This window comes from Alkalihalophilus lindianensis (genome assembly GCF_032843265.1).
GTDB lineage: Bacteria > Bacillota > Bacilli > Bacillales > Bacillaceae_D > Alkalihalophilus > Alkalihalophilus lindianensis.
In genome coordinates, this window is the sequence record NZ_JAWJBA010000001.1 from 57,179 (window position 1) to 71,462 (window position 14,284).

12 protein-coding genes and 1 riboswitch are annotated in these 14,284 nt (G+C 42.4%); all 12 genes read left to right on the plus strand.

Annotated elements, in window-relative coordinates; translation table 11 throughout:
- Positions 1 to 107: 107 nt before the first annotated feature.
- The 12 genes from hutH (at position 108) to RYX56_RS00410 (ending at position 14,274) form a co-directional block, all read left to right on the plus strand.
- Positions 108 to 1,637 (plus strand): histidine ammonia-lyase, encoded by a 1,530-nt coding sequence (gene hutH / locus RYX56_RS00355; protein ID WP_317120155.1) that lies wholly within the window; start codon positions 108 to 110, stop codon positions 1,635 to 1,637.
- A 124-nt stretch (positions 1,638 to 1,761) separates the two neighbouring features.
- Entirely contained in the window at positions 1,762 to 3,072 is a 1,311-nt protein-coding gene (locus tag RYX56_RS00360; RefSeq protein WP_317120156.1) for a Na+/H+ antiporter family protein, read from the plus strand.
- Positions 3,073 to 3,140: 68 nt separating this feature from the next.
- Positions 3,141 to 4,610: a response regulator transcription factor gene (locus tag RYX56_RS00365; RefSeq protein WP_317120157.1), complete on the plus strand. Its 1,470-nt coding sequence runs from the start codon at positions 3,141 to 3,143 to the stop codon at positions 4,608 to 4,610.
- A 73-nt stretch (positions 4,611 to 4,683) separates the two neighbouring features.
- A riboswitch (guanidine-I (ykkC/yxkD leader) is annotated at positions 4,684 to 4,781 on the plus strand.
- A 68-nt stretch (positions 4,782 to 4,849) separates the two neighbouring features.
- Positions 4,850 to 5,185: a DMT family transporter gene (locus RYX56_RS00370; RefSeq protein WP_317121279.1), complete on the plus strand. Its 336-nt coding sequence runs from the start codon at positions 4,850 to 4,852 to the stop codon at positions 5,183 to 5,185.
- Complete coding sequence (locus RYX56_RS00375) at positions 5,185 to 5,499, plus strand: DMT family transporter (protein ID WP_317120158.1); 315 nt, start codon at positions 5,185 to 5,187, stop codon at positions 5,497 to 5,499. The genes RYX56_RS00370 and RYX56_RS00375 overlap by 1 nt, the downstream gene beginning before the upstream one ends.
- Before the next feature lie 85 nt (positions 5,500 to 5,584).
- The gene (locus RYX56_RS00380) at positions 5,585 to 6,409 is read left to right on the plus strand and encodes an STAS domain-containing protein (protein WP_317120159.1); all 825 of its coding nucleotides are present in this window, start codon (positions 5,585 to 5,587) and stop codon (positions 6,407 to 6,409) included.
- Positions 6,410 to 6,628: 219 nt separating this feature from the next.
- Positions 6,629 to 8,299: a urocanate hydratase gene (gene hutU / locus RYX56_RS00385; RefSeq protein WP_317120160.1), complete on the plus strand. Its 1,671-nt coding sequence runs from the start codon at positions 6,629 to 6,631 to the stop codon at positions 8,297 to 8,299.
- Between the two features lie 26 nt (positions 8,300 to 8,325).
- Positions 8,326 to 9,603, plus strand: a complete 1,278-nt coding sequence (gene hutI / locus RYX56_RS00390; protein WP_317120161.1) for an imidazolonepropionase — start codon at positions 8,326 to 8,328, stop codon at positions 9,601 to 9,603.
- On the plus strand, positions 9,600 to 10,595 hold the full coding sequence (locus RYX56_RS00395) for an agmatinase family protein (protein WP_317120162.1): 996 nt from the start codon (positions 9,600 to 9,602) through the stop codon (positions 10,593 to 10,595). Before hutI ends, RYX56_RS00395 begins: the two co-directional genes overlap by 4 nt.
- A 56-nt stretch (positions 10,596 to 10,651) precedes the next feature.
- Positions 10,652 to 11,998, plus strand: coding sequence for a YjiH family protein (locus RYX56_RS00400; RefSeq protein ID WP_317120163.1), 1,347 nt, complete (start codon positions 10,652 to 10,654; stop codon positions 11,996 to 11,998).
- Between the two features lie 157 nt (positions 11,999 to 12,155).
- On the plus strand, positions 12,156 to 13,115 hold the full coding sequence (locus RYX56_RS00405; RefSeq protein WP_317120164.1) for a DMT family transporter: 960 nt from the start codon (positions 12,156 to 12,158) through the stop codon (positions 13,113 to 13,115).
- A 43-nt stretch (positions 13,116 to 13,158) separates the two neighbouring features.
- The gene (locus RYX56_RS00410; protein ID WP_317120165.1) at positions 13,159 to 14,274 is read left to right on the plus strand and encodes a cysteine desulfurase family protein; all 1,116 of its coding nucleotides are present in this window, start codon (positions 13,159 to 13,161) and stop codon (positions 14,272 to 14,274) included.
- Positions 14,275 to 14,284: the final 10 nt, after the last annotated feature.

Below are 14,284 nucleotides of genomic sequence, written 5' to 3' on the forward strand. Positions count from 1 at the left end.
AAATAGGGGGCTATATCTTGGAATCTTTTTTGAAGATTTCATTGATATAGTCCCCTTTTCTATTGTCCCTTTACTTGCCTAAAGTGAAATGAAGAGGAGAGAGAAAAATGGTTCTATTAAACGGTCAGACGTTAACATTCGATGAAGTGAAACGAGTATTATTTGATGGAGATAAAGTGGGATTTTCAGATGAGAGTCGCAAGAAAGTTGAGAAGAGTCGTCAAGCGGTTGAGAAAATCGTTGCTGAGGAACGCATTGTATACGGGATTACAACGGGATTTGGGAAGTTTAGTGATGTGTATATTGATAAAGACAATGTTGAAAAATTGCAACTTAATTTAATTCGCTCTCATGCATGTGGAATAGGGCAACCTTTTCCTGAGGTCGTCTCAAGAGCCATGCTTCTCTTACGTGCCAATGCTTTACTAAAAGGCTTCTCTGGAGTCAGGCCGGTTGTTATTGAGAGGTTATTAGACTTGGTCAATGCTCATATTCACCCCGTCGTTCCTGAGCAAGGGTCGCTTGGTGCGAGTGGGGATTTAGCGCCATTATCTCATCTTGCACTTGCGTTAATTGGGGAAGGAGAAGTGTTTTATAAAGGTCAGAAGGTTCCTACTTTAACAGCTCTAACAAAAGAAGGTATTTTCCCGATTACGTTAACGGCTAAAGAGGGCTTAGCTCTTATTAATGGTACGCAAGCGATGACGGCAATGGGTGTGGTTGCCTACTTAGAGGCAGAAAAGCTAGCGTATCAATCAGAGGTGATTGCCTCGGTGACGATTGAAGGTCTAAGAGGAATCATTGATGCATTTGATGAAGATATTCATCTTGCTAGAGGCTACAAGGAACAAGTCGACGTAGCAGCTCGTATTCGTGACCATTTAGCAGATAGTGAATTAATAACGAGACAAGGTGAACTACGTGTTCAAGATGCGTATTCGATTCGTTGTATTCCTCAAGTTCACGGTGCAACTTGGCAGACATTAAATTATGTCAAAGAGAAGCTCGAGATTGAAATGAATGCCGCAACCGATAATCCACTTATTTTTAATGACGGAGAAAAGGTGTTATCAGGGGGCAACTTCCATGGGCAACCGATTGCTTTTGCAATGGACTTCTTAGCGATTGCAATGGCAGAGCTTGCCAACATTTCGGAGCGTCGAATTGAGCGTTTAGTGAATCCACAACTGAATGACTTGCCACCGTTTTTAAGTCCGGAGCCAGGCTTACAATCAGGTGCCATGATTATGCAATATGCTGCGGCATCGCTTGTTTCAGAAAATAAAACACTCGCTCACCCTGCAAGTGTCGACTCGATTCCATCATCAGCTAACCAAGAAGACCATGTGAGCATGGGAACGATCGGATCAAGACATGCATATCAAGTGATCACGAATACGCGTCGCGTCCTATCGATTGAGACGATTTGTGGCATGCAAGCAGCTGAGATAAGAGGGGTGGAGAAGATGGCATCAGCGACTCGTCATTTCTTGAATGAGGGAAGAGAGATTGCGCCAACAATTAGCGAAGATCGTGTCTTCTCAAAAGACATTGAAGCAATTAATACGTGGTTAAAAGAAAAGACCTCAACAGTAGGAAAGATAAAAAAAAATGAAATGCATTCAAAAACAAGATAAACGAGTTTACTTACCTAGTAACATTCACATCGTTCTAGGTAAGTAGATTTATTTTAATAATGAATAACTGAAAATTTGAAATTGATTGAGCGTACATAGGTGATAATCAGAGGGGGTCAACCGTTTGCTAAATGCTGTTGTTATTTCTGTCATTGTTATGGTCGTACTAAGTTTATTAAGAGTGAACGTTGTATTAGCCATCTTGTTTGCTGCTCTAACAGCTGGTCTTGTTGCGGGGCTAGATGTCGTTGAAACAATTGATATGCTTGTCTCAGGTATGGGTGGTCAAGCAAGTACCGCACTCAGTTATATTTTACTTGGAGCGTTTGCGGTGATGATTGGGTATTCTGGGATTACCGGATTTTTAGTGAGGCTATTGATTAATGCCCTAAAAGGGAAAAAAGCGTTCATGCTGCTTACGATTGCAGGGGTTGCGAGTTTATCTCAAAATGTAGTGCCTGTACATATTGCATTTATTCCAATTTTAATTCCACCACTGTTGCATTTGTTTGATAAAATGAAGTTAGACAGAAGAGCCGTTGCGACTTCTCTAACATTTGGATTGAAAGCACCTTATATTATGATTCCAGCTGGGTTTGGTTTGATTTACCATGGAATTATTTCTGGGGAAATGCAAGCAAATGGTATGGAGATTGCGATTACACAGGTTCCACTTGCGATGCTTTTGCCAGGCTTAGGGATGGTAGTCGGCTTATTGATTGCGATTTTCTTTACCTATCGAAATGACCGTGTCCTCACGCCTGAAATAGAAGTAGAGTCTGAAATTGCTGCGACTTCTGAAATGGAAAAGCAATCCTTTACGATGAAGCACTTCTTAACGATTGTGGCGATTATTGCGACATTAGTTGTGCAGCTGACTTTTGATTCGTTAATATTGGGAGCGCTTACAGGTATTGTGTTGATGTTTGGATTTAGAGTTGTTCCGTTTAAACAAGGAGATCACTTTGTGAATGACGGGATTAAGATGATGGGGATGATTGCCTTTGTGATGCTGATTGCATCGGGTTATGCGACGATTTTAAAAGAAACAGGGGCCGTCGAGACATTAGTAGAGGCATCAACTGCCTATCTTGGTGATAGTATGTTGCTTGCTGCGATCCTGATGCTACTAGTTGGATTGTTTATCACGATGGGGATTGGCTCATCATTTGGTACGATTCCGATATTAGCTGCTTTGTTCGTCCCTCTATGTCTTGCTCTTGGCTTTTCGCCACTAGCAACCGCGGCATTAATTGGAACAGCAGGGGCAATTGGAGATGCCGGTTCACCAGCTTCAGATAGTACGCTTGGTCCGACTGCTGGTTTGAATGCCGATGGAAGACATAATCATATTTGGGATACATGTGTCCCTACGTTCATCCATTTCAATATTCCGCTCGTGATTTTTGGCTTAATCGCGGCGATGATTCTTTAATTGAACAAGTTTACAAAAGTACCCACATGTGTGATGTGGGTCTTTTGTATAGATAGAAGGTGTTAGCAATGGAGATTTATTTAGTAGCTAAAGATGAATTGGAAGCCCAAGGGATTCGTTGGATGATTGAGTCTCATTTTACAGCAGTTGTTTTAACAAGGCTTGAGAGTGTCGAAGCGTTAGAGGCAAGCATTCAAAAGCAGAAGCCTGATTTGATTATTTTAGATATGGATCGTTGGAAAGATGAGGGGGCGCAGTTCGAAGGGTTGATGCATCATCAACTGATTCGCTGGCTATTTATCTCGTCTGAGCGTATGTTTCAGACTGCCTATCGTGCTCTTCGCTTTCGAGCAGAAGATGTGTTGTTTCGCCCGTTTTCCCCAGATGATTTAATTAAACATATTCAGCAAATTCGTTTTCATTTGCGTAATCATCAGCAGTCAGCGAACGAAGTGTTGACTGAGTCGCTTGATCCAAAAGTGATGGATTACTCGGATCTGTTCTTAACAGACAGGGAATATGAGCATCAAGTGACGATGGTCGCTTTTCTTACGCCTGATGCCGAGACACTTCCGCTCGTGTATCAAGCGGTTCAACGGTATTCATTTACAGGATTTCACGAAGTGTTCGCGCTAGCAAACTTCATCTTATGTGTACAGGAAACAAAAGAGAAGAAGCTCGTTCAAGAGGAGTACTATGCGTTTTTAACAGATTGGAAAAAGAAGATGGATGAACCGTTAGCTATTGTGATGAAGACGGCATCAAAAGGAAGCTCACTAAAGAAAACGTACCAGGAAACAACACATCTAACAAGAAGAATCTTCTTTGAAGGCTATGACATTATCATAGAAGAAAGGGAAGACCAGACTCCCTTAGAAATGGATCCATTTCTAACGCCACTTGAGCAGCGGCAATGGATTAAAATGCTAGAAAGACGAGAGATTCCAGCGATTCGTGAATGGTTAGAACAGGAATTTTTAACTTTCACCTCTCCTTACCCTGACCCAGAGATTATTCGCATCCGATTAACGAGTGTGCTAGCTCAAATTCGGCGTCATATGAAATCATACAATCTTGTCGATGGGACACTTGAAGCCTTTTACCATAAAGTGTTTCAGCAAATCATCCATACACCGGTCGTCTATCAAATTGTTCAAGAGTTACTCGCATTCACAACAGAGCTCTTAGGACAGAATCATGAGCATTTGCAAGAAGGCTCCCGAACATTTGTTGAAAAAGCGAGGGAGTTAATCGAATCGAATTATTGGGATGCCCAATGGAGTTTAGAAGATTGTGCGGAGGCCCTGCGGATGAATAAAAGCACGTTAAGCCGGCGCTTTAAAGCAGAATCAGGGCAAGCATTCAGAGAAACCTTGCATCATATTCGAATTCGAGAAGCTAAGAAACTATTAAAGGAAACTGACTTGTCATTAGAAGAAATTTCTCGATTGACTGGTTATTCACACCAAAGCTACTTTAATGCTAAATTTAAATTGATTGAAGACTGCACACCGACAATGTATCGAAGTGGAGCTTAATGGCAGAAGTTTCCCTTATCAAAAGAGTTGAATCAAATCTAGGAATGTGTATAATCGTAAGTAATTGTATAGGAGAAATGCTTTCTAGGGTTCCGTAGCAGAATGGCTAGCCTGGTCCGAGAGAAAGCTCACAGCCAAGCTGTGCCACGGAGGGAGAAAAGCCCGGGAGATCACTGTTTACAGTATCTCCTGGGCTTTTTTTGTTTTGATCGAAACAGTAGAAATTGGAGGGAAGTATGATGAATTGGTTAAAGGTGATCATTGCATCTGTTTTTGAAGTCGTTTGGGTGATCGGCCTAAAGCATGCGGTAGGTGTGTGGATGTGGGCGGGGACAATTTTTGCGATTGGTATTAGTTTTTATTTAATGATTATGGCAGGAAAAAGACTGCCTGTTGGCACAGTGTACGCAGTCTTTGTCGGGTTAGGAACGGTTGGAACGGTGTTAGCTGATATTTTTCTTTTCGGAGAGCCGTTTCAATTAAGTAAATTAGTGTTGATCCTACTCTTGCTTTTAGGAGTGATTGGTCTCAAAGTATCGACTGATAAACAAAAGGCAAAAGGAGTTGAATCGTAATGGCATGGTTTTATTTAATCGCAGCTGGGGTAATGGAAATAGTTGGTGTAACGATGATTACGAAATTACATCAGGAACGCAGCTGGAGGAATATCGTTTATTTAATTGGCGGATTTGGTACAAGCTTCATCTTTTTAGCACTAGCGATGGAGAGCTTGCCTATGAGTACGGCTTATGCGATCTGGACTGGAATAGGGGCATCAGGTGGTGTCCTGATTGGGATGACTGTCTATGGCGAACCGAGAAATGTGAAACGAATTTTATTCCTTTCAATGATTCTAGGAGCAGCAGTCGGATTGAAACTGATTTCGTAAAAGGACGTACTCATGTAAAAAACTTGCCAAACCATCAACAATCGTTGCACAATGATAGATATATAAATAAAAGGGGTAATTAGCGATGTCAAGTATGTATGAATTTTTTAAAGGAAGAACGTGGAATTTAACGGAGGAATGGTACGCGGCGTTAGATAAAACACAAGAAGGTATCTATGGGACTAAAAATGAAAAAAAGATTCAAACATTAAAAGAGCAAAACCATCAGTTTCACGTTAACTTTTGTGAACTGTTTAATGAAGAAGCGAAAGACACCGTCTCTAAATTTAATACGTGGTTAAATGAAATCGCCAAGGACCAATCACATTTGAATACCCCATTGGACCAAATTATGGGGGAATTCTTAAATGTTCAGAATCAATACTATCAACTTATTCAAGAATATGTCTTATTGAATGCTCAAAAAGCGTCGCATCAGCAAGTATATGAGTGGAATCGTGTAATTACTAATGCGTTTAAGACCATACTTCAAGAATTCAGTAGAAGACATCTTGAAGAGGCAGAGAGGCTCTTAAAGTCTCAACAAGAAATGATCACCGAATTAAGCTCACCTGTCATTGTTATTAAAGATGACATTGCGATTCTGCCTTTAGTAGGGGATATTGATACATATCGAGCAAAGGTGATCTTTGATAAAACACTTCGACAATGTAACGATGGGGCCATAGAACATCTTGTTATTGACCTATCAGGTGTTCCGATTATTGACACGATGGTCGCCAATCAAATTTTTCAAGTGATGAGTGGTCTTGAGTTAATTGGCACAAAAGCGAGCTTATCAGGAATTCGACCGGAAATTGCGCAGACGGCCATACAACTAGGAATTAATTTTCATAATATCCCAACCTATTCATCATTGGCCCACGCCCTATCAACACGTTTAAATTAAATCTTTTATAAAGATGCTTAGAGTTCATTCTCTAGGCATCTTTTTTTTGTATATTTAGAAAAAAATTATAAATGTTTGAAATCTAACTTCTATTAATCATAAAAAAATAATCAAAGAGAAAAATACGTGAAATTAAATATAAAAATGAAAAGAATTTATAAATAATTAGTTGAATAATCTGTATACAATTACAGTAATACAACTAGGGGGTAGGTAAAAATGAATACGGTTACAAATGGAAAGGTAAAGCGATTTGTGGGAACAGAATTAAATACAAAAGGGTGGCAGCAAGAAGCCGTTCTACGTATGTTGATGAATAATTTAGATCCAGATGTCGCAGAGCGTCCAGAAGATCTTGTTGTTTATGGCGGAATCGGAAAAGCTGCTCGTAACTGGGAGAGCTTTGATGCGATTGTTGAGAGCTTAAAGAAGTTAGAAGCAGACGAAACATTACTTGTTCAATCAGGGAAGCCAGTCGTTGTCTTTAAAACACATACGGATGCGCCACGTGTTCTGATTGCGAACTCCAACATTGTACCAGCATATGCAAACTGGGATACGTTTCATGAGCTAGATAAAAGAGGCTTAATGATGTATGGCCAAATGACGGCTGGGAGCTGGATCTATATTGGCTCTCAAGGAATTGTGCAGGGAACGTATGAAACATTTGCAGAGCTTGCGAAGCAAACATTTAACAACTCACTAAAAGGCACGATCACGTTAACGGCTGGCCTTGGTGGTATGGGCGGGGCACAACCTCTTGCTGTGACGATGAATGGCGGTGTATGTATTGGGATTGAAGTTGATGAGACACGTATCGATCGCCGAATTGAAACGCGTTACACCGATGTGAAAGCTACAACATTGGATGAAGCGATTCGTTTAGCTGAAGAAGCGAAAGCAGCAGGGAAGCCGTTATCCATTGGTCTACTTGGTAATGCAGCCGATCTTCTACCAGAGATGATTGCACGTAACTTCATTCCAGATGTTCTAACGGACCAAACATCTGCACATGATCCATTAAATGGCTATATCCCATCAGGCATGTCATTAGAAGAAGCGGCAGAGCTAAGGACTTCTGATGAGAAAGAATACGTAAAGCGTTCAAAAGCGTCAATGGCAACACATGTGAAAGCGATGCTTGAAATGATGGCCAAGGGTGCTGTGACGTTTGATTATGGTAACAACATCCGTCAAGTAGCAAAAGACGAAGGAGTAGAGAATGCGTTTGATTTCCCTGGCTTCGTTCCAGCTTATATCCGACCACAGTTCTGTGAAGGAAAAGGACCGTTCCGCTGGGTCGCATTATCAGGGGATCCTGAAGACATTTATAAAACAGATCAAGCAATCCTAAGAGAGTTTGCGGATAATGAACATTTATGCAACTGGATTCGTATGGCACAAGATAAAATTCAGTTCCAAGGCTTGCCATCGCGCATTTGCTGGTTAGGGTACGGAGAACGTGCGCGCTTCGGGAAAATCTTAAATGATATGGTCGCAAGCGGCGAATTAAAAGCACCAGTTGTTATTGGTCGTGACCACCTTGATTCAGGTTCGGTTGCTTCACCAAACCGTGAAACAGAAGGAATGAAGGATGGATCAGATGTTGTATCTGATTGGCCGATATTAAATGCCATGGTCAATGCAGTCGGCGGTGCAACATGGGTATCTGTACACCATGGTGGTGGAGTTGGTATGGGATATTCACTACATGCTGGTGTTGTCATTGTTGCAGATGGAACAAAAGAAGCAGAAGCACGTATTGAGCGAGTCTTAACAACCGATCCAGGGATGGGTGTCGTTCGTCATGCGGATGCAGGATACGAGTTAGCGAAGAAAACAGCGCGTGAAAAAGGAATCAATATGCCGATGCTAAAGGATAACGAATAAACCTATTTTTAAAAAGGAGAGATTGGATGGGGAAGCAAGCACTTTTTATACGTCATGCAAACGAAGTCATTACACTAAAAGGAAGTTCGGAAAAACCAATGACAAAAGAGCAGATGGAAGAGCTCCATATTGTCAAAGGGGGAAGTGTCTGGCTAGAAGATGGCAAGATTCATGCAGTTGGTCCAGATGAAGAGCTTCTAGCAACCTATCAAGCTCGTTTAGAAGAGGCAGAGGTGATTGATGCTACAGGTCAAGTGGTCGCACCAGGCTTTGTCGATCCGCATACTCACCTCGTATTTGCTGGAAGTCGTGAAAATGAATTCAATATGCGTCTGCAAGGTTCGTCTTATATGGATATTATGAATGCAGGCGGAGGCATTCATGCGACAACATCCGCTACTCGTGAAGCTGATCATGAGCAACTATATACCGAGAGCAAGCGTCGCCTCGATAAATTTTTAGTGCACGGAGTTACGACGATTGAAGCGAAAAGTGGGTATGGCTTGTCACTAGAGCATGAATTAAAACAACTAGAAGTAGCGAAGCGTCTCAATGACTCTCATTGTATGGATATCGTCAGTACTTTTATGGGAGCCCATGCGGTTCCTGGTGATTACAAAGAGAATCCTGAACAGTTTGTTGATCTTGTGATTAATGAAATGATTCCGAAAGTGGCTGAGTTAGGATTAGCTGAATTTAATGATGTCTTTTGTGAGCATGGTGTCTTTACGCCGGAGCAATCTAAACGAATTTTAGAAGCTGGTAGAAAGCATGGCCTACAACCGAAAATTCATGCAGATGAAATCGAGCCTTATGGGGGCGCTGAGACGGCAGCTGAAGTCGGTGCGGTCTCTGCAGATCATCTGTTAAAAGCCTCTGATGAAGGCATGAAGATGATGGCTGAAAAGGGTGTCATTGCCGTACTACTTCCGGGGACGGCATTCTTCTTAATGGCAGAATCGGCAAACGGGAGAAAGATGATTGATGCAGGTGTACCGGTTGCTCTCTCAACTGACTGCAACCCAGGTTCATCACCGACCGTTTCTTTGCCACTGATTATGAACCTTGGTTGTTTGAAAATGGGAATGACACCAGCAGAGGTCATCACAGCAACAACAATTAATGCCGCGCATGCAATTAACCGTGGGCATGAAGTAGGCAGCATCGAAGTTGGGAAAAAAGCAGACCTAGTCATTCTTGATGTGCCTAATTACATGCAGCTTCAATATCACTACGGGGTAAATCACACGAAAACAGTGATTAAAAATGGAGAGGTCGTCGTTGATGAAGGGAGATTAGTATGAGCAACTATCCTTACCCAATGCTAAATCCTCCTCCGTTCATGTGGAACACAAAAAAAGAAATCACAGAGCCAAAAGTGCATGAATGGATTCAACCATTGGATGATCAGGATTCTGCGAAATGGACTCACTATGATGCCGTCATTCTCGGTGTTCCGCTTTCCCGTTCATCCATCTCTGCATCAAGTGCGAGCGAGAATCCAGAAGCATTCAGAAGAGCATGGAAATCATTTACTACGTACAACTTAGATGAAGACCTTGATTTAAGTGAGCTGCAGGTGGCCGACCTAGGAGATGTTCGTGAGCATGTAACGGACATTTCCATCTGCCACGACAACATCAAAGAAGCGATGAAAGCCATTCAAACGCATCATCCCGATTCCCTTCCCATCATGATAGGGGGCGATCATTCGATTACGGCGATGCTGATCAAAGGCTATAAGGAAAGTCATCCAAGTGAGCGAATCGGCATTTTGCAACTAGATACACATTTTGATTTAAGAGATTTAACCGATAATGGTCCATCAAACGGAACGCCGATCCGTAATCTTTTAGAAAGTAAGGTCATTAACGGGGAAGACGTCTACAACATTGGACTTCATGGTTTCTTTAATGCACGCTCCCTCAAACAATATGCCGATGAAGTTGGACTAAACTACATCACGATGAAACAGGCGAGAAAAAAGGGGATCGAGCGAGTGATTCATGAGGCCCTTGCTGAGTTGGAAACGAAAGTCGATAAAATCTACCTTACTGTGGATATGGATGTGCTCGACATCAGTGCAGGTCCAGGGGCACCGGCATCCACTCCCGGAGGGATGTACATTCATGAATTGCTAGAAGCGGTTCAACTAGTAGGTGCTTCTAACAAAGTCTGTGCGATGGATATCGTCTGTTTGGACCCAACGAAAGATATTGCTAATGCCACGGTTAAAACCGGTGTGCATGTCATGCTGTCCTTTTTAACAGGTTATAAACTTCGACAAGAGCTGTAGCAACAGTTCACTCATGTGTCATGTAGATCGAATGGGTTATATGAGGGGGAGATGGGATGGAAAACGTAAACACATCACCAGATACGAATGCTCAGCTTCAAGCTTCACCCGAACTACATTCTTTTTCGAACTTGCTCAAGTTCTTTCTGTTTAGTGCGATTGGTATTTTTGTCTTCTTTATCCCGATCACGATAGGAGAGAGGTCAACCATTCCTCTGGATCATATCGTGCAATGGCTAACGGCGACATTCCCAACCGTGATTCCGTATTACGCTGGACTGGTGATCCTACTAGGTGCCTTGTATCCATTTATCACGAAGAGCTGGAAGAGTGATTTTACCACTATGGTGTTCTCGCTTTTTAAAGTGTTAGGTCTCCTCGTCACGGTGATGATCTTATTTAATCTTGGCCCAGCATGGCTAATGGCACCAAGCATGGGACCGTTTCTCTTTGAAAAGTTGGTTATCTCGGTAGGTTTGCTTGTGCCAATTGGCGCTGTCTTTTTGGCCTTATTAGTTGGATATGGATTGTTAGAATTTATCGGGGTGCTCATGCAGCCAATCATGCGCCCGATTTGGAAAACGCCAGGTCGGTCAGCAATTGATGCAGTCGCTTCGTTTGTTGGAAGCTACTCAATCGGACTGTTAATCACAAACCGTGTTTTTAAAGCCGGTAGCTATACCGTAAAAGAAGCAACGATCATCGCAACGGGTTTTTCGACGGTTTCTGTGACATTCATGATTGTTGTCGCAAATACGTTAGGGATCATGGACATATGGAACTTGTATTTCTGGACGACGCTTTTTGTGACGTTTGTCGTTACTGCGATCACTGTTCGGATTTGGCCATTAAGTAAGATTAGTGATGAGTATATTACCGAAGAAGGTAAGCCTGAGGAAGTCATTAAAGGAGATCGTTTCAAGCACGCTTGGCAAGGGGCGATGAAGGCGTCCGCGCAATCGCCATCCTTGATCAAAAATGTTGGTGGTAACTTGAAAGATGGTTTCCTGATGACGATGAGCATTCTGCCATCGATTATGTCAATTGGATTATTAGGCCTTTTATTGGCAGAATATACGCCTTTTTTTGATATCTTAGGGTATATTTTCTATCCGTTCACAAGCCTTGTCCAACTTCCAGATGCTCTTCTTGCTTCTAAAGCAGCGGCAATTCATGTGGCCGAAATGTTCTTGCCAGCCTTACTCGTCGTTGAGGCTGAAGTGGTGACAAAGTTTGTAGTTGCCGTCTTATCCGTTTCATCGATTCTCTTCTTCTCAGCTTTAATTCCTTGTATTCTTTCGACAGATATTCCGATTAGCATTCCGAAATTATTGGTGATCTGGGTGCAGAGAACGATTCTCTCGATTTTAATCGCTGCTCCTATTGCTTATCTCTTTTTGTAAATCATGCATGAAGCCCTAAGGTTGGAGCACTCGACCTTATGGGCTTTTTCTAGCTAGGTGTGAAATTATGAATTTTCAAACACTCGTCTCCTAAAATATGCTATCCTTAGTTAAACAAGGACTTTAATCAGGTAATGTACTAGAGGGGGGCTTTGGGGTGAATGCTATTCTTTCGAAGTTTCAGCGCTTCCCGTATGTGTTGTTAGTATTAGCAACGTTTTTTTGGGGAACAAATTTTGTCTTTAGTAGGATGTTGGTAGAGTATATGCCGCCACTACAGTTATCCTTCATTAGGTGGACGATCGCAAGCCTGGTGTTTTTGCCGTTTGTGTATAAGGAACTCAGGCAGCATGGGCCGGTGTTACTTAAGAACTGGAAGGTGCTCACGGTGATGGCGTGCACAGGGGTGGCAGGCTTTAACTCATTGATTTACATAGCGATTCAATATACGACTTCGATTAATGCCTCGCTGGTGAACTCACTTGCGCCATTATTGATTGTCATATTATCCGTTCTCTTCTTGAAAGAGACATTTTCGAGGATTCAATTTATTGGCATAATCGTCTCACTCCTTGGGGTATTGATTGTCATCACACAAGGCAGTTTTGAGCGCTTGCTCACTTTAACCTTTAACCGAGGCGATTTAATTGTGCTAGTCGGTGTCTTTTGCTGGTCTGTTTATTCGGTGGTGATGAAGAAGTACAGTGGTGGTCTTCCAAAGCGTCCGACTTTCTTAGTGACGATGTACATAGGGATGCTCGGGTTGTTTCCATTCTTTTTATTTGAACGGACGTATGCTCCGGTACAGATCACGGAGTTACCATTTGAAGTGATTGGAGGCGTCCTGTATTTGGCAGTGTTTCCGAGTATTGTATCCTTTGTCTGCTGGAATGAGGGGATCATTCAAGTCGGACCTGGGAAGTCGTCGAATTTTCTCCATTTAATCGTTTTGTTTACAGCAGCAATTGCGGTTCTAATAGGAGCAGAGAAGGTAACGATAACACAATTTGTCGGAGGATTGGCGATCTTAACAGGGGTTATCCTGGCGTCCAATCCAGAATTTCTGTATAAATGGATCAGGCGAGAGAGGCCAGTAGAGAAAAGTGTAAGTAGGTAACGAGCAATTGAGTAGATAAATAGATAAAGGAAGTGTAGAGAACGTGAAGCAAGTGTATGTAGATTACAATGCAAGCACGCCAATTGCACCAGAAGTGCGTGAAGCAATGGTACCATTTTTAGAAAGTCATTTCGGTAATCCGTCAGCTTTACATGCAGAGGGAGCGAACGCAAAGAAGGCTGTTCAGCATGCAAGAGATCAGGTGGCGAGTCTTCTAAATTGTACTGATCACGAGATCATTTTCACAAGTGGTGGAAGCGAGTCGAATAACCATGTACTAAAAGGTGTATTTGAAAGCTATAGTCATCGAGGCAATCATATTATTACAACGAAGATTGAACATCCTGCGGTCATGAACCCGTGTAAGTATCTTGAGTGGCATGGTGCTAGGATCACTTATGTCGGCGTCGATCAACATGGCAGAGTCGATCTAAATGAAATCAAAGCTGCGATCACAGAAGACACGATTTTAATTTCGGTGATGCATGCTAACAATGAAGTGGGGACGATTCAACCAATCGCAGAGATTGGAAAGCTAGCAAAAGAACATAACATCTTCTTTCATACGGATGCGTCTCAATCAGTCGGGAAAGTGCCAATTGACGTTAACGAGTTACAGATCGATTTCCTAACGATTGCTGGTCATAAACTGTATGCACCAAAAGGGGTAGGAGCTCTCTTTATCCGTGATGGACTAGAGATTGAACCATTAGTTCACGGGGCAGATCATGAAAATGGACGAAGAGCCGGAACTGAGAATGTGATCTTTGCAGTTGGATTAGGCAAAGCTTGTGAATTAGCCGGAGCGACGATGGGTGAGAACGAGCAGATCCAAGCATTACGAGATTTTTTTTGGGAGCAGCTACAAGCGCAATTCAACGAGCGTATTTCTTTAAATGGCCATCTAGATGAGCGCTTGCCGAATACGTTAAATGTCAATTTTATCGGACAAGTCGGCCAAGATGTCTTAGCGAAATTGCCCCAAGTAGCGGCTTCAACTGGTTCTGCTTGTCATGCAGGTGAAGTGACATTATCCCCAGTACTCGCAGCAATGGGAGTCGATCCCGAAGTAGGCAAAGGTGCGATCCGATTTAGCTTAGGGAAATACACGACGAAAGAAGAGATTGATACGGTTCTCTCTCTTTTACGCGATATGTAATTCAAAACGT

Coding starts and splice junctions, on each gene's coding strand:
- hutH (WP_317120155.1), top strand. CDS start 108: ATGGTTCTATTAAACGGTCAGACGTTAACATTCGATGAAGTGAAACGA.
- RYX56_RS00365 (WP_317120157.1), top strand. CDS start 3,141: ATGGAGATTTATTTAGTAGCTAAAGATGAATTGGAAGCCCAAGGGATT.
- RYX56_RS00370 (WP_317121279.1), top strand. CDS start 4,850: ATGAATTGGTTAAAGGTGATCATTGCATCTGTTTTTGAAGTCGTTTGG.
- RYX56_RS00375 (WP_317120158.1), top strand. CDS start 5,185: ATGGCATGGTTTTATTTAATCGCAGCTGGGGTAATGGAAATAGTTGGT.
- RYX56_RS00380 (WP_317120159.1), top strand. CDS start 5,585: ATGTCAAGTATGTATGAATTTTTTAAAGGAAGAACGTGGAATTTAACG.
- hutU (WP_317120160.1), top strand. CDS start 6,629: ATGAATACGGTTACAAATGGAAAGGTAAAGCGATTTGTGGGAACAGAA.
- hutI (WP_317120161.1), top strand. CDS start 8,326: ATGGGGAAGCAAGCACTTTTTATACGTCATGCAAACGAAGTCATTACA.
- RYX56_RS00395 (WP_317120162.1), top strand. CDS start 9,600: ATGAGCAACTATCCTTACCCAATGCTAAATCCTCCTCCGTTCATGTGG.
- RYX56_RS00400 (WP_317120163.1), top strand. CDS start 10,652: ATGGAAAACGTAAACACATCACCAGATACGAATGCTCAGCTTCAAGCT.